The organism is Pseudomonas cichorii, from assembly GCF_018343775.1.
In the GTDB taxonomy this organism is placed as follows: Bacteria; Pseudomonadota; Gammaproteobacteria; order Pseudomonadales; family Pseudomonadaceae; genus Aquipseudomonas; species Aquipseudomonas cichorii.
Window position 1 is genome coordinate 516,475 of record NZ_CP074349.1, and the last position, 14,487, is coordinate 530,961.

Here is a 14,487-nt window from a genome sequence, read left to right on the forward strand (position 1 = left end):
CTCATGACCGTGTTGAAGATGACCGACCTCGATCTGCAAGGTAAGCGTGTGCTGATTCGCGAAGACCTCAACGTCCCGATCAAGGACGGCGTTGTCAGTAGCGATGCCCGAATCCTTGCTTCGCTGCCGACCATCAAACTGGCGCTGGAGAAGGGTGCTGCCGTACTGGTCTGCTCCCACCTGGGCCGTCCGACCGAAGGCGAGTTCTCGGCCGAGAACAGCCTCAAGCCGGTTGCCGACTACCTGAGCAAGGCACTGGGCCGTGAAGTCCCGCTGGTTGCCGATTACCTCGATGGCGTCGACGTCAAGGCTGGCGATGTCGTGCTGTTCGAGAACGTGCGCTTCAACAAGGGTGAGAAAAAGAACGCTGACGAGCTGGCGCAGAAATATGCCGCGCTGTGCGACATCTTCGTAATGGACGCTTTCGGCACTGCTCACCGCGCCGAAGGCTCGACCCACGGCGTTGCCAAATTCGCCAAGGTCGCTGCAGCAGGTCCTTTGCTGGCGGCCGAACTGGAAGCTCTGGGCAAGGCCCTGGGCGCTCCGGCCAAGCCGATGGCGGCCATCGTTGCCGGCTCCAAGGTTTCCACCAAGCTGGATGTACTCAACAGCCTGAGCGCAATTTGCGACCAGTTGATCGTCGGCGGCGGCATTGCCAACACTTTCCTGGCCGCAGCCGGTCACAAGGTCGGCAAATCGCTGTACGAGCCAGACCTGCTGGACACCGCCCGCGCCATTGCCGCCAAGGTCAGCGTGCCATTGCCGGTGGACGTGGTGGTTGCCAAGGAATTCGCTGAAAGCGCTGCCGCGACCGTCAAACTCATCGCCGATGTGGCCGATGACGACATGATTCTCGACATTGGCCCACAGACTGCTGCCCAGTTTGCCCAATTGCTGAAATCTTCCGGGACTATCCTGTGGAACGGTCCGGTCGGCGTGTTCGAGTTCGATCAGTTCGGCGAAGGGACCAAGACACTGGCCAAGGCCATTGCCGAAAGCGCAGCGTTCTCCATCGCTGGCGGCGGCGATACGTTGGCGGCCATCGACAAGTACGGCGTTGCACAGCAGATTTCCTACATTTCCACCGGTGGCGGCGCGTTCCTCGAGTTCGTCGAAGGCAAGGTCCTGCCAGCCGTTGAAGTGCTTGAACAGCGTGCAAAGGCCTGATTTTCCGGTTCAGGAAAGGGAGTAGTTCATGTTCAGGACGTTACCGTTATTGCTTGTCGCTGGGGTGCTGGCCGGTTGTGCGAGCAAGCCTGAGGTTGACGATGCGGAACCTGAGCCTCAGGCGCAGTTGCTTCAATTGAGCTGCTATCAGGCCGGTTGGCAGGCTGAAACCGTGCCAGTGATCTACAAGCGTGGCGGTCAGGAGGTCTGGGATCGTTACGAGTTCATGCCTCGCGCAGGAGATGTGGGCTGTCTCTGAGTCAGGTAAAGGCTCGCAGGTAACATCTGCGAGCTTTGGCGGTCATTAAAGGGTGGGATCTTTTCCGAGAAGGAGTTTCGCCATGAAAATCGCCACCCTGGCTCTTGTGAGTTGCATTGTTTTGGCAGGTTGCAGCAGTCCGGGCTCCAAAGCCCGAACCTGTGAAGTATTCAGCCCGGCCTCCGTGAATGTGCCGACGACCGACAACACCCAGCGGGTTGAGGCGCACGTCACGGGTGAACCGGCCGGTGATCGTAATCAGGAACAGAACTGCCCCTGATGTAGCGAAGCGAGCGGCACAGGCCGCGCTTCCCGGGGCAGGCCAGGAGACGTGATGAAAGGCTTGATTGCCCTTGCGGCATGTGCGGTGCTCGGTGGTTGCGCGACGTCAAAGGCGCCGCAGTCCAGTGATTCCTGGAACCACTGGGTATGTGACAGCAAGGCCGAGGTCCATTGGCGTTTTGCCGATTCGGCCAAAAAGGAAGTGGATGTACGCCTGAACCAGAGCGATCAGGTTTTCAGGCTCAAGGCCCAGCCTGGTGCTGCCAGCGGGACGCTCTACAGTAACAACGTGTTGGCGTTTGCCAACAAGGGTGACGAAGGCCTGATTTACTGGGACGCCACCAACGATTTGATCGGACGCGGCTGCAAGGCCAGGTAAGTCGTAGCCGATGTACCACCCGCACGGCCCTTGTGGCCGTGCGTATAACTTGAATAGCAGTCGCCACTACGGCAGGCTTGCACGATTAACGACCCGACCGGGAGACACACAGACAATGGCACTTATCAGCATGCGCCAGATGTTGGACCACGCAGCCGAATTCGGTTACGGCGTTCCAGCTTTCAACGTAAACAACCTGGAACAGATGCGCGCCATTATGGAAGCGGCCGACAAGACCGATTCCCCGGTGATCGTCCAGGCTTCGGCCGGTGCCCGCAAATACGCCGGTGCCCCGTTTCTGCGCCACCTGATCCTCGCGGCAGTCGAAGAATTCCCGCACATCCCGGTGGTCATGCACCAGGACCACGGCACCAGCCCTGATATCTGCCAGCGTTCGATCCAGCTGGGCTTCAGCTCGGTGATGATGGACGGTTCGCTCGCCGAAGACGGCAAGACGCCTGCCAGCTACGAATACAACGTTGACGTGACCCGTCGCGTCGTGGCTTTCGCCCACGCCTGTGGCGTGTCGGTAGAAGGCGAGCTGGGCGTTCTGGGCTCTCTGGAAACCGGCATGGCCGGTGAAGAAGACGGCGTTGGCGCAGAAGGCATTCTGGATCACAGCCAGATGCTGACCGACCCTGAAGAAGCCGCTGACTTCGTCAAGAAGACCCAGGTCGATGCCCTGGCAATCGCCATCGGCACCAGCCACGGCGCCTACAAGTTCACCAAGCCGCCTACCGGCGACATCCTGGCGATCGAGCGCATCAAAGAAATCCACAAACGCATCCCTAACACCCACCTGGTGATGCACGGTTCTTCGTCCGTTCCTCAGGAATGGCTGAAGATCATCAACGAATACGGCGGCGACATCAAAGAAACCTACGGCGTGCCGGTCGAAGAAATCGTTGAAGGCATCAAGTACGGCGTGCGCAAGGTCAACATCGACACCGACCTGCGTCTGGCCTCTACTGGTGCCATCCGTGAGTTCATGGCCAAGAACCGCAGCGAGTTCGACCCGCGCAAATACCTGGCCAAGACTGTCGTGGCCATGCGTGACGTCTGTATCGCTCGTTACGAAGCCTTCGGCACCGCTGGCAACGCCTCGAAGATCAAGCCGATCTCCCTGGATCGCATGTTCGAGCGTTACGCCAAGGGCGAGCTGGATGCCAAGATCAACTGAGTGTTGATCCGCTAATGAAAAACCCGCAGAGATGCGGGTTTTTTTATTCCAGAAATTTCTGTAGGAGAGCGGATTCAGCCGCGAAGAGGCCAAACAACTTCACCCAGCCCACTGCATGTGTACTGGCTAGCACATTTCGTTCAGGGAGGGGGCGCTCAGGCGGATGGCTTCAGGTTTCGGGGGCTGTTCGCGAATGAATTCGCTCCTACCGATGCGCGCCGGTGTCTGAATATGCCGTCGCGGCAATTCGACGACGGGGCAAGGGCAGCGCACCTCTTATTTCATGAGCATTGCACACGCCGTCTTGTAAGCCTCATGCTGATACTTGTTCAACGTATCGGGCAGGGCGAAGTCGTGCTTTCTGTTCTGGGCGTTGATGGTTTGCGGGGATACGAGGATCACGTCGCAGTCGGCCAGGAGCTGGAAGACGGTTTCGATCTTGAAGGTGGTGGGGCCACCGGCGAATTCGCCTTTCTTGCTGCGTTTCTTGATCGCGACATGGCTGATGCCGTTTTCCCGCACAAAGCTTGCGATCTTTGTGGCGAAGGCTTTGACGTTGCCAGCTTCGTCGTCATCCTCTAATGAGATCTTTCGGGTTGCCAGCGGCACATGCGCGGTGCCGCTGTTCTGACGGGTGGCCAGGGCGAAGATGGCTTCACTGCCTTTGATTTCTACACCACAAATAATCATGGAAATGCCTGATGCCTTGGGTTCATATAAAGGAACAGGTTATCTCATCGCTGGCGTTATTCCTGCGCAATTGATTCCAGATATTCCGAACGCTCGTCGCTCATGCGGGCAATGCAGTCGTTTTCGTTGATATTGTAGGCCTTGCTACCCGCGGCAGACGGGAAGACTTCGACCGCGCAATCGGCGTCGCGCAGCTTTTCCCAGGCCTGTTGAGCGGTCTTGAGCTTGCTGGTGAAGTCGTTGTATTGCGATTTGTTGGCGACGAATTGCGACTGGACGCGATTGAGCAGGTTCTGAAAGTTTTCCTTGAGCAGCTCTTCTGCGGTGTGTCGGCTATAGACCGAGCATTCCAGGGTCTGGTTGTCGCTGTCGACGCCGTCGCACGGCGTGCTGTCCGAATCTTGAGCCGCTTGTGCGCCAGTCACGGCGGTCGCCATGAGGGCCAGTGTCAGGAAAATCGTTTTCATCGAGTGGCTCCGATCCATTGATGCCTTGAATTCTGGCCTAAGCGCGAGGCAAAGAACAGGTTTACGACACACGCTGAGAGCGTCTCATGGCCCTTTGTCGCATCTTGACGCTTTCGGCAAACCCCCTGTCGTTTTTGCACCCGGCTCGCCGGACCCTCCGGCATATGCTGACCCCAATAGCGCCGACAGCCGATTCGGCGCGCAAGTACCTAAAAAGGGGACAGCCTGATGAGCCCAGCCGAACTGCACGCCGACAGCATCGTCATTGACGGGCTGATTATCGCCAAATGGAATCGCGAGCTGTTTGAAGACATGCGCAAGGGTGGCCTGACCATGGCCAACTGCACGGTATCGGTGTGGGAAGGTTTCCAGGCCACCATCAACAGCATCTGCACCAGCCAGAAACTGATGCGCGAGAACAGCGACCTGGTGATGCCGGTCCACACCACCGCGGATATCCGCAAGGCCAAGGAACTGGGCAAGACCGGCATTCTGTTCGGCTTCCAGAATGCTCATGCCTATGAGGACCAGATCGGCTATGTCGAGATCTTCAAGCAACTGGGCGTTGGCATCGTGCAGATGTGCTACAACACCCAGAATCTGGTGGGCACCGGCTGCTACGAGCGCGACGGCGGCCTTTCAGGCTTCGGGCGCGAGATCGTGGCTGAGATGAACCGCGTGGGCGTCATGTGCGACCTGTCCCATGTGGGCTCCAAGACTTCCGAAGAAGTCATCCTCGAATCGAAGAAACCGGTCTGCTACTCCCACTGCCTGCCGTCCGGCCTCAAGGAACACCCGCGCAACAAGTCTGATGCCGAACTGAAGTTCATCGCCGATCACGGCGGTTTTGTCGGGGTGACCATGTTTGCGCCGTTTCTGGCCAAGGGCATCGAGTCGACCATCGACGATTACGCCGAAGCCATCGAATACACCATGAACATCGTCGGTGAAGACGCCATCGGCATCGGCACCGACTTCACCCAGGGCCATGGCCAGGACTTCTTCGAGTACCTGACCCATGACAAGGGCTATGCCCGTCGGCTGACCAGCTTCGGCAAGATCATCAATCCGCTGGGCATCCGCACCGTGGGCGAATTCCCGAACCTGACCGAAACCCTGCTCAAGCGCGGCCATTCCGAGCGCGTCGTGCGCAAGATCATGGGCGAGAACTGGGTCAACGTGCTCCGAGACGTCTGGGGCGAATAACTTTCTACGCGACGCCCCCTTTGAATTGATAACCCCGCTGCCCTGCGCGCAGTGGGCGTAACCCGAATTTCTGGAGTTTGACCCCATGGCTAAAATCGCCCCGCAACTGCCTATCGAAGTCGACAGCGAAACAGGCGTCTGGACCTCCGATGCATTGCCGATGCTCTATGTGCCGCGCCACTTCTTCGTCAATAACCACATGGGTATTGAAGAAGTGCTGGGTGCCGAGGCCTACGCCGAAATTCTCTACAAGGCCGGCTACAAGTCCGCCTGGCACTGGTGCGAAAAGGAAGCCGAATGCCATGGCATCGAAGGCGTTGCGGTGTTCGAGCACTACATGAATCGCTTGTCCCAGCGTGGCTGGGGGCTGTTCAAGATTCAGGATATCGATCTGGAAAAAGGCACTGCCAGCGTCAAGCTCGAGCACTCGGCGTTCGTGTATGTGTACGGCAAGGTCGGGCGCAAGGTGGATTACATGTTCACCGGCTGGTTCGCCGGTGCAATGGATCAGATCCTGGCTGCCAGCGGCAGCTCGATCCGCACCGTTGCCGAACAGGTCTACGGTGGCTCCGAAGAAGGTCATGACGACGGTCTGTTTGTCGTCAAGCCGTTGTAAGTCGAGGATCGTGTTATGGCTTTCGAAGCGATGTTCCAGCCGATCCAGATTGGCAAACTGACGATCCGCAACCGTGTCCTGAGTACCGCTCACGCCGAGGTCTATGCCACCGATGGCGGGATGACCACCGACCGTTATGTGAAGTACTACGAAGAGAAGGCCAAGGGCGGCATCGGCCTGGCGATCTGTGGCGGTTCTTCCAGTGTGGCCATCGACAGCCCGCAGGGCTGGTGGAAGTCGGTCAACCTGGCCACTGACAAGATCATTCCGCACTTCCAGAACCTTGCCGACGCCATGCACAAGCATGGCGCCAAGATCATGATCCAGATTACCCACATGGGCCGTCGTTCCCGTTGGGATGGCGAGCACTGGCCGACTCTGATGTCGCCTTCCGGCATTCGTGAGCCGGTCCACCGTGCGACCTGCAAGACCATCGAGCCGGAAGAAATCTGGCGGGTGATCGGCAACTACGCCAGCGCTGCAGCCCGTGCCAAGGCCGGAGGCCTGGATGGTGTCGAGCTGTCTGCGGTGCACCAGCACATGATCGACCAGTTCTGGAGCCCGCGGGTCAACAAACGCACCGACGAGTGGGGCGGCAGTTTCGAGAATCGCATGCGTTTTGGCCTGGAAGTGATCAAGGCCGTGCGCAAGGAAGTGGGGCCTGATTTCTGTGTGGGCCTGCGTATCTGTGGTGATGAATTCCACCCCGATGGCTTGAGCCATGAGGACATGAAGGAAATCGCCAAGTATTACGACGCCACCGGCATGATCGATTTCCTCGGTGTCGTGGGCTCGGGTTGCGACACCCATAACACCCTGGCCAACGTTATTCCCAACATGAGTTATCCACCGGAGCCGTTCCTGCACCTGGCGGCTGGTATCAAGGAAGTAGTCAAGGTTCCGGTACTGCACGCGCAGAACATCAAAGACCCGAATCAGGCCACGCGGATCCTGGAAGGTGGCTATGTGGATATGGTCGGCATGACCCGCGCCCACATCGCCGACCCACACCTGATTGCCAAGATCAAGATGGGGCAGGTTGACCAGATCAAACAGTGCGTCGGCGCCAACTACTGCATCGACCGTCAGTATCAAGGGCTGGATGTGCTGTGCATCCAGAACGCCGCGACGTCCCGTGAGTACATGGGTGTGCCGCACATCATCGAGAAATCCGCCGGGCCGAAGCGCAAGGTGGTGATTGTCGGTGCCGGTCCTGCTGGCATGGAAGCCGCTCGCGTGTCAGCCGAGCGTGGTCATGACGTCACGCTGTTCGAGAAGAAGGACTTCATCGGCGGGCAGATCACTACGGCTTCCAAGGCACCGCAACGTGACCAGATTGCCGGTATCACTCGCTGGTACCAACTGGAACTGGCGCGTCTGAAGGTCGATCTGCGCCTGGGGACGGCTGCCGATCCGGCGACCATTCTCGACCTGCGCCCGGACATCGTGGTGCTGGCGGTGGGCGGTCATCCGTTCCTTGAGCAGAACGAACACTGGGGCGCGGCCGAAGGGCTGGTGGTCAGCAGTTGGGACGTGCTGGATGGCAAGGTCGCGCCGGGCAAGAACGTGCTGGTCTACGACACCATCTGCGAATTCACCGGCATGTCCGTGGCCGACTTCCTGGCCGACAAGGGCTCGCAGGTCGAGATCGTCACCGACGACATCAAACCCGGCGTCGCCATTGGCGGCACCTCGTTCCCGACCTACTACCGCAGCATGTACCCCAAGGAAGTGATCATGACCGGGGACATGATGCTGGAAAAGGTCTACCGCGAAGGCGACAAGCTGGTTGCCGTCCTGGAGAACGAATACACCGGTGCCAAGGAAGAGCGGGTGGTCGACCAGATTGTTGTCGAAAACGGTGTGCGTCCGGACGAAGAGCTCTATTACGGGCTCAAGGAAGGTTCGCGTAACAAAGGCCAGATCGACATCGACACCCTGTTCGCCATCCAGCCGCAACCTTCGCTGAGCCAACCGGGTGACGGCTACCTGCTGTTCCGCATCGGCGACTGCGTGGCCCAGCGTAATACCCATGCGGCGATCTATGACGGATTGCGGCTGTGTAAGGATTTTTGAGGAAAGCTGCAAGCCATAAGCTGTAAGCAGCAAGAGAAGGCAGCGGATCGGCTGTGCTTTTACTTGTCGCTTACCGCTTGTAGCTTGCACCTCGCCAGAGGTGATTCTGATGTTGAGCACCATTCTCCCCCTCCTGCTCTTCGCTGCCCTGGCCCTTGCGGTGCTGGGTGCTTTGCGGCGGGTAAAAATGTGGCGCAATGGCCGGGCTTCCAGGGTTGATCTGCTGGGCGGGCTGCTGGCCATGCCCAAGCGTTATATGGTCGATCTGCACCATGTCGTTGCCCGGGACAAATACATCGCCAACACCCACGTCGCCACGGCGGGCGGTGCGGTGGCGTCTATCGTGCTGGCGATTCTGGTGCATGGCTTCGGTCTGCATAACCGCTTCTTGGGCTATGCGCTGCTGCTGATGTCGGCGGTGATGTTCGTGGGGGCGGTGTTTGTCTTTCGTCGTCGTCTCAACCCGCCATCGCGCCTGTCCAAAGGCCCTTGGATGCGCTTGCCGAAAAGTCTGATGGCGTTTTCCGTCAGCTTCTTTCTGGTGACCTTGCCGGTCGCGGGGATTCTTCCCGAGAACTTCGGTGGTTGGCTGCTGGCCGTGATTCTGGGCGTTGGCGTGCTGTGGGGCGTCAGCGAACTGTTTTTCGGCATGACCTGGGGCGGGCCGATGAAGCACGCCTTCGCTGGCGCCCTGCACCTGGCCTGGCACCGACGTGCCGAGCGCTTCGGTGGTGGTCGTTCCACCGGTTTGAAGCCGCTGGACCTTACTGACCCAAGCGCGCCGCTGGGTGTGGAAAAGCCCGAGGATTTCACCTGGAACCAGTTGCTGGGTTTTGACGCCTGTGTGCAGTGCGGCAAATGCGAAGCCGCTTGTCCGGCGTTCGCTGCCGGCCAGCCCTTGAACCCCAAGAAGCTGATTCAGGACATGGTGGTCGGCCTCGCTGGCGGCACCGATGCCAAATTCGCAGGTAGCCCTTATCCATCCCTCGACGGCAAGGGCAAGCCCATCGGCGAACATGGTGGCAATCCGCATCAGCCCATCGTCAACGGACTGGTGGATGCCGAAACCCTGTGGTCCTGCACCACTTGCCGGGCATGCGTGGAAGAGTGCCCGATGATGATCGAGCACGTGGACGCCATCGTCGACATGCGCCGCCACCTGACCCTGGAAAAAGGCGCGACCCCCAACAAGGGCGCCGAAGTGCTGGATAACCTGATTGCCACCGACAACCCTGGCGGTTTTGCGCCGGGCGGTCGGATGAACTGGGCGGCGGATTTGAACCTCAATCTGCTCAGCGAAAAGAAAACCACCGATGTGCTGTTCTGGGTGGGTGATGGCGCTTTCGATATGCGTAACCAGCGCACGTTGCGTGCGTTCGTCAAAGTCCTGAAAGCCGCGAAAGTCGACTTTGCCGTGCTGGGTCTTGAAGAGCGCGACAGCGGCGATGTGGCCCGCCGCCTGGGTGATGAAGCGACTTTCCAGATGCTGGCCAGGCGCAACATCCAGACGCTGTCCAGATACAGCTTCAAGCGCATCGTCACCTGCGACCCCCATAGCTTTCATGTGCTGAAAAACGAGTACGGCGCCCTGGGTGGCGAGTACCTCGTGCAGCATCACAGCACTTACATGGCTGAACTGCTTCAGGACGGCGGGCTCAAGCTCGGGCAACACAAGGGCTCCAGCGTGACGTATCACGATCCGTGCTATCTGGGTCGTTACAACGGCGAGTACGAAGCGCCGCGTGAGGTATTGCGCGCCCTGGGGATCGAGATCAAGGAAATGCAGCGCTCGGGCTTCCGCTCCCGTTGCTGTGGTGGCGGTGGTGGCGCGCCCATTACCGATATTCCCGGCAAGCAGCGGATTCCCGACATGCGTATGGAAGACATCCGCGAAACCGGTGCCGAACTGGTGGCAGTCGGTTGTCCACAATGCACGGCAATGCTTGAAGGCGTGGTCGAACCGCGTCCACTGATCAAGGACATTGCCGAGCTGGTGGCCGACGCCTTGATTGAAGAGCCGGTAGTCAGCAAGTCAGAGCCTGTAAGACGTGAACCAGCGGAGGTGCATTGATGAGCGACATTATCCGCCGCGACCCCCGTGCCGAATGGATCGCACGTAACCGTCTGCACCCTTTGCATGCCGCGATGCAGCACGCACAGACCCGCTGGATGGGCCCCAACGGCCTCATGCGCAAGAACGTGCACGGTCTGGGCTTCATCGGCCCCAATGGCATCAAGCGTATCGACCGCAGTGGCGCGCAGCAGGGCGGGACGGTCAAACGTTCTGCGGCTGCCGAAATCAGCCTGCCGTTGCATCAAGTACCGGAGCCGGCGTTTTACATCACCGTGGTGCCGGACATGGTCGGCGGCCGTCTGAGCAGCCACGACCGGGATCTGCTGGGGCTTGCCCATCAACTGGCGGGCAGCGCTGGGGCTGTATTGGCTGTGGTATTTGGCGAACACAAGGAAAGCACTTTCGAGACGGCGGGTGTCGACCGCCTGCTGGTTCTTGAAGGTGATGAGTTCAGCGGTTATTCACCGGAGCAGCGCGTGCAAGGGCTGCGGGCTGTGGATAACCAGTTCAATCCACGGCACTGGCTGCTGCCGGACAGCCGCAGCGGCGGTGGCGAACTGGGTCGGCGTTTCGCGGCCAGCCTGGGCGAACGTCCGGCGACTCGTGTCTGGCAGGTCAAGGATGAGCAGTGCATCGGGCGTGCGGGAGCGGGCCGTGAAGACCTGGCTCGTCCGCTGGCGCGTCTGATTCTGGCGGCTGCCGAATGCGCCGAGCCAGTGAGTGAAACTCGCCATGAAGCGTTGCCGGTGGAGTTATCCACACGTGTGGCGCGCAGTCTTGCACGCATCGAAGACCTTGGCGCGGTGGCCGTGGACCCTGCAGTTATCCCCATGGCCGAGGCAGAGTTCATCTTCTCCGGCGGCAATGGCGTCAGGGACTGGGACTTGTTCCATCGCACGGCAGCGGCTCTGGGCGCGACCGAAGGTGCGTCGCGGGTGGCGGTGGACGATGGTTTCATGAGCCGGGATCGTCAGGTAGGCGCCAGCGGCACCTGGGTCACCGCACGTGTGTATGTGGCTGTGGGTATCTCCGGCGCGATCCAGCACCTGCAAGGCATCGGCGCCTGCGACAAGGTGGTGGCGGTCAACCTGGATGCCAGCTGCGACATGATCAAACGCGCTGACCTGTCGGTGATCGGTGAAAGCGCAGCCATCCTCCAGGCCTTGATCGACGCGGTCGAGGCTTATCGCAACGAGGCAAAACGTGATGCGGCCTGAGCGAGGGAGTTCATCTGTGGATAATGCGTCATTGAACAAGGCCTCGTTGCAGGTCATGAGTCTGGTATCCATCGGCGCTCACCCGACCTCGGGACGCGCCCGCCGCGCCGAGCAGGATGCACGGGCCGTGGAACTGGGTTTGCAACTGGTTGGGGATAACTTGCAGGTGCTGCACGCCGGCAATGCCCAGGAGCCTGCATTGCGGGCTTATATGGGCATGGGGCTGAACGAACTGCAGGTGCTGGAGCAGCCCGAAGGCGCGGACGCACTGCCTGCGCTGACCGATTACATCCGTGATTCAGCGGTGCAGATCGTGCTCACCGGCAGCCAGGCTGAAACCGGCGAAGGCTCGGGCATGCTGCCGTTTCTGCTGGCGGAAAGGCTGGGCTGGCCGCTGGTAGTGGGGCTGGCCCAGGTGGAGTCTCTGGATAACGGCGTGGCCCTTGTCCTGCAAGCCTTGCCGCGAGGCCAGCGACGTCGCCTCAAGGTTCGCCTGCCGTTTCTGGCCACTGTGGATAACGCAGCGCCAAAACCACGCCAGAGCGCTTACGGTCCTGCACAGCGTGGTGCCTTGGGTGTGGAGCAGGTGGAGGTGGTGGAGGATGACTTACTCACAGCCCATGGCCTGCAACCTGCCAAACCCCGCCCCAAACGCCTGAAAGTGATCAAGGCCAAGAGCGGCGCCGACCGCATGAAAGCCGCAACCGCCAAGGCCAGCGGCGGCACCGGGCAAGTCCTCAAGGGCGTCAGCCCGCAAGAGGGTGCAGCGGCGATCCTCAAGTTGCTGGTGGAAGAGGGCGTCATTCGATAAAAACAGTCGCGAGCAAGCTCCCTCCCACAAATCCGTGGGAGGGAGCTTGCTCGCGACTGCTCCACAGGGAGTTGTGCACATTCCCTGTGCGCCCACCTGTGGATAACGTGTTCGCGGGTTTCTGAACCCCATGTAAACCGTGCCTTACAGGCCTCTGGTTGAAAAATGATCAACCTAACTTGCGGTTTTTACTGGCTTTTCCATGTGGATAAACAATCCACTGCTTCTCATCTCCTTGCTCAATTGCCCACAAACTCTGTTGGCCTCTCTGTGGACAAGTTGTTCGTGATCTCCTGTAGCCCATATAAACCGTGGCTTACAAGGTTTCGTATAAAAAATGATCAATTGATCGTCAATGGCTATAAATACCGGTGTAAAGCCTTGCTGTATCACGCCTGGAGCAGTTTTCCACAGTGCGTGACTCACAAACCCGAAGTTGCCCCCAAAGTCTGTTGGCGCTTCTGTGGATAAGGTGTTCGTGATCCCTTGAAGGCCAATGAAAACAAGGCTTTCAAAGGTTTGATCAAAAAATGAACAGTATGTCCCGCAATGGAGGCAATCAGTAAGTCACGGTTTTTTCAGGTTTTTTGAGAGCGAAAAAATCGACTTTCCCACAATTGCTGTGGGCTGCTCTGTGGATAAGTTGTTTGTTGTGTGCGGGAGAGGGCGGCAGGCTTGGGGTATGAGGGGGTTGGATGTTTTTTGATCAACATCCAGCCCCCACTGGGTCATTCGTGGTTGACCGCTACACCTTTGAGGTAGGGCGCAGGTTCTGCCCCGAGGTTTTCCAGTACCCGCGAGCTGTACCAGTCGATGAAGTTGACCACACCGAACTCATAGGTCTTGGAGTACGGGCCTGGCTGGTAGGCGCTGGAGTTGATACCACGCTGGTTTTCCTCGGCCAGACGACGGTCCTGATCGTTGGTGGCGTCCCACACCTGACGCATGCGCTCAACGTCGTAATCGACGCCTTCCACGGCATCCTTGTGCACGATCCACTTGGTCGTGACCATGGTTTCCTGCGCGCTGATCGGCCATACCGTGAAGACGATGATGTGATCGCCCATGCAGTGGTTCCAGGAGTGAGGCAGGTGCAGGATGCGCATCGAGCCCAGGTCCGGGTTCTGGATACGGCCCATGAGTTTCTTGCAGCCGACCTTGCCATCCATGGTCATCGACACAGTGCCCTTGAGCAGCGGCATGCGCACGATGCGGTTGCGCAGGCCGAAGCTGGCGTGTGCGTAGGGAATCTTCTCGGCGTCCCAGGCAGCGGCGGAGGCGGCCACATGGTCCTTGAAGGTCTGATCGGCACGCGGGTCGGTGACGTCGTCCCATTCCAGCAGGGTTTTCAACAGCTCCGGGTGTGAGCCGTTGCAGTGGTAGCACTCGCGGTTGTTCTCGATCACCAGCTTCCAGTTGGCTTTTTCCATCAAGGTGGTCTGCACCGCCACCTTGGTGTTTTCCATGTCGTAGGGTTCCATGTAGTGCTTGAGCGTGGCCAGGAACTCATCGATGGCAGGTGGATTCTCCGCCAGGCTGATGAAGATATAGCCGCCTGCGGTTTTGACGTTCACGGGCTTGAGGCTGAAGTTCTTCATGTCGAAGTCGTCGCCCATCTCGGTGCCCGCGTACAGCAGGCGTCCGTCCAGCTCGTAGGTCCACTGGTGATAAGGGCAGACCAGCTTGGCGACCTTGCCTTTCTCGCCGGTGCACAGGCGCGAGCCACGATGGCGGCAGACGTTGTGGAAAGCATTCACGCTGCCATCCGGGGCGCGGACGACGAGGATCGGGTTCTTGCCGATCTGCAGCGTCAGGTAGTTGCCCTTGGCCGGGATTTCGCAGGTCATGCCTGCAATCAGCCATTCCTTGTGAAAGATTTCCTGCATGTCGATTTCAAACAGCCGGTCATCACTGTAGAAAGGCTGCGGCAGCGAATAGGTGCGCTCGCGGTTCTGCAGCATCTGGGCAGTGGCCTTGCGTGCAGGTTCCAGCGGGTCGCCAAGGCTCAGGGTTGCGGTGATGTCCATTGTTCAGATTCCCTCATGACCGCATCGTTGGCGGCC

General features: G+C 59.3%; 14 protein-coding genes. 11 read left to right on the forward strand and 3 right to left on the reverse strand.

Annotation, left to right across the window (positions count from 1 at the left end):
• Nucleotides 1–3: 3 nt before the first annotated feature.
• The 5 genes from KGD89_RS02360 (at nt 4) to fba (ending at nt 3,267) form a co-directional block, all read left to right on the forward strand.
• Nucleotides 4–1,167: a phosphoglycerate kinase gene (locus tag KGD89_RS02360; RefSeq protein WP_025258226.1), complete on the forward strand. Its 1,164-nt coding sequence runs from the start codon at nt 4–6 to the stop codon at nt 1,165–1,167.
• A 28-nt stretch (nt 1,168–1,195) separates the two neighbouring features.
• Nucleotides 1,196–1,426, forward strand: a complete 231-nt coding sequence (locus KGD89_RS02365) for a putative periplasmic lipoprotein (protein ID WP_025258227.1) — start codon at nt 1,196–1,198, stop codon at nt 1,424–1,426.
• Nucleotides 1,427–1,508: 82 nt separating this feature from the next.
• On the forward strand, nt 1,509–1,706 hold the full coding sequence (locus tag KGD89_RS02370) for a hypothetical protein (RefSeq protein ID WP_025258228.1): 198 nt from the start codon (nt 1,509–1,511) through the stop codon (nt 1,704–1,706).
• Nucleotides 1,707–1,760: 54 nt separating this feature from the next.
• Entirely contained in the window at nt 1,761–2,087 is a 327-nt protein-coding gene (locus KGD89_RS02375) for an MliC family protein (protein WP_025258229.1), read from the forward strand.
• Nucleotides 2,088–2,202: 115 nt separating this feature from the next.
• Nucleotides 2,203–3,267, forward strand: coding sequence for a class II fructose-bisphosphate aldolase (gene fba, locus KGD89_RS02380; RefSeq protein ID WP_025258230.1), 1,065 nt, complete (start codon nt 2,203–2,205; stop codon nt 3,265–3,267).
• Between the two features lie 276 nt (nt 3,268–3,543).
• On the opposite strand, the gene KGD89_RS02385 is transcribed toward fba, so the two are convergent.
• The gene (locus KGD89_RS02385; RefSeq protein ID WP_025258231.1) at nt 3,544–3,957 is read right to left on the reverse strand and encodes a DUF3010 family protein; all 414 of its coding nucleotides are present in this window, start codon (nt 3,955–3,957) and stop codon (nt 3,544–3,546) included.
• Between the two features lie 56 nt (nt 3,958–4,013).
• Nucleotides 4,014–4,424, reverse strand: a complete 411-nt coding sequence (locus tag KGD89_RS02390) for a lysozyme inhibitor LprI family protein (RefSeq protein ID WP_025258232.1) — start codon at nt 4,422–4,424, stop codon at nt 4,014–4,016.
• A 228-nt stretch (nt 4,425–4,652) separates the two neighbouring features.
• On the opposite strand from KGD89_RS02390, the gene KGD89_RS02395 reads away from it, so the two are divergent.
• The 6 genes from KGD89_RS02395 to etfB all read left to right on the forward strand — a co-directional run bounded on the left by KGD89_RS02395 (nt 4,653) and on the right by etfB (nt 12,424).
• Nucleotides 4,653–5,630: a dipeptidase gene (locus KGD89_RS02395; RefSeq protein WP_025258233.1), complete on the forward strand. Its 978-nt coding sequence runs from the start codon at nt 4,653–4,655 to the stop codon at nt 5,628–5,630.
• Between the two features lie 85 nt (nt 5,631–5,715).
• Nucleotides 5,716–6,246, forward strand: a complete 531-nt coding sequence (locus tag KGD89_RS02400) for a DUF5943 domain-containing protein (protein ID WP_025258234.1) — start codon at nt 5,716–5,718, stop codon at nt 6,244–6,246.
• A gap of 15 nt (nt 6,247–6,261) precedes the next feature.
• Nucleotides 6,262–8,322, forward strand: coding sequence for a dimethylglycine demethylation protein DgcA (gene dgcA / locus KGD89_RS02405; protein WP_025258235.1), 2,061 nt, complete (start codon nt 6,262–6,264; stop codon nt 8,320–8,322).
• A 109-nt stretch (nt 8,323–8,431) separates the two neighbouring features.
• Nucleotides 8,432–10,393 (forward strand): dimethylglycine demethylation protein DgcB, encoded by a 1,962-nt coding sequence (gene dgcB, locus KGD89_RS02410; protein ID WP_025258236.1) that lies wholly within the window; start codon nt 8,432–8,434, stop codon nt 10,391–10,393.
• Nucleotides 10,393–11,613, forward strand: a complete 1,221-nt coding sequence (gene etfA, locus KGD89_RS02415; protein ID WP_025258237.1) for an electron transfer flavoprotein subunit alpha — start codon at nt 10,393–10,395, stop codon at nt 11,611–11,613. The genes dgcB and etfA overlap by 1 nt, the downstream gene beginning before the upstream one ends.
• Nucleotides 11,603–12,424, forward strand: a complete 822-nt coding sequence (gene etfB / locus KGD89_RS02420; RefSeq protein ID WP_025258238.1) for an electron transfer flavoprotein subunit beta — start codon at nt 11,603–11,605, stop codon at nt 12,422–12,424. The genes etfA and etfB overlap by 11 nt, the downstream gene beginning before the upstream one ends.
• 728 nt (nt 12,425–13,152) lie before the next feature.
• Here the strand turns inward: etfB and gbcA are convergent.
• Complete coding sequence (gene gbcA / locus KGD89_RS02425; protein WP_025258239.1) at nt 13,153–14,451, reverse strand: glycine-betaine demethylase subunit GbcA; 1,299 nt, start codon at nt 14,449–14,451, stop codon at nt 13,153–13,155.
• Between the last annotated feature and the right edge of the window lie 36 nt (nt 14,452–14,487).

What these genes read in the sequence shown, in the direction of transcription:
- KGD89_RS02360 (WP_025258226.1), top strand. Translation starts at nt 4, where the DNA reads ATGACCGTGTTGAAGATGACCGACCTCGATCTGCAAGGTAAGCGTGTG.
- KGD89_RS02365 (WP_025258227.1), top strand. Translation starts at nt 1,196, where the DNA reads ATGTTCAGGACGTTACCGTTATTGCTTGTCGCTGGGGTGCTGGCCGGT.
- KGD89_RS02370 (WP_025258228.1), top strand. Translation starts at nt 1,509, where the DNA reads ATGAAAATCGCCACCCTGGCTCTTGTGAGTTGCATTGTTTTGGCAGGT.
- KGD89_RS02375 (WP_025258229.1), top strand. Translation starts at nt 1,761, where the DNA reads ATGAAAGGCTTGATTGCCCTTGCGGCATGTGCGGTGCTCGGTGGTTGC.
- fba (WP_025258230.1), top strand. Translation starts at nt 2,203, where the DNA reads ATGGCACTTATCAGCATGCGCCAGATGTTGGACCACGCAGCCGAATTC.
- KGD89_RS02385 (WP_025258231.1), bottom strand. Translation starts at nt 3,957, where the DNA reads ATGATTATTTGTGGTGTAGAAATCAAAGGCAGTGAAGCCATCTTCGCC.
- KGD89_RS02390 (WP_025258232.1), bottom strand. Translation starts at nt 4,424, where the DNA reads ATGAAAACGATTTTCCTGACACTGGCCCTCATGGCGACCGCCGTGACT.
- KGD89_RS02395 (WP_025258233.1), top strand. Translation starts at nt 4,653, where the DNA reads ATGAGCCCAGCCGAACTGCACGCCGACAGCATCGTCATTGACGGGCTG.
- KGD89_RS02400 (WP_025258234.1), top strand. Translation starts at nt 5,716, where the DNA reads ATGGCTAAAATCGCCCCGCAACTGCCTATCGAAGTCGACAGCGAAACA.
- dgcA (WP_025258235.1), top strand. Translation starts at nt 6,262, where the DNA reads ATGGCTTTCGAAGCGATGTTCCAGCCGATCCAGATTGGCAAACTGACG.
- dgcB (WP_025258236.1), top strand. Translation starts at nt 8,432, where the DNA reads ATGTTGAGCACCATTCTCCCCCTCCTGCTCTTCGCTGCCCTGGCCCTT.
- etfA (WP_025258237.1), top strand. Translation starts at nt 10,393, where the DNA reads ATGAGCGACATTATCCGCCGCGACCCCCGTGCCGAATGGATCGCACGT.
- etfB (WP_025258238.1), top strand. Translation starts at nt 11,603, where the DNA reads ATGCGGCCTGAGCGAGGGAGTTCATCTGTGGATAATGCGTCATTGAAC.
- gbcA (WP_025258239.1), bottom strand. Translation starts at nt 14,451, where the DNA reads ATGGACATCACCGCAACCCTGAGCCTTGGCGACCCGCTGGAACCTGCA.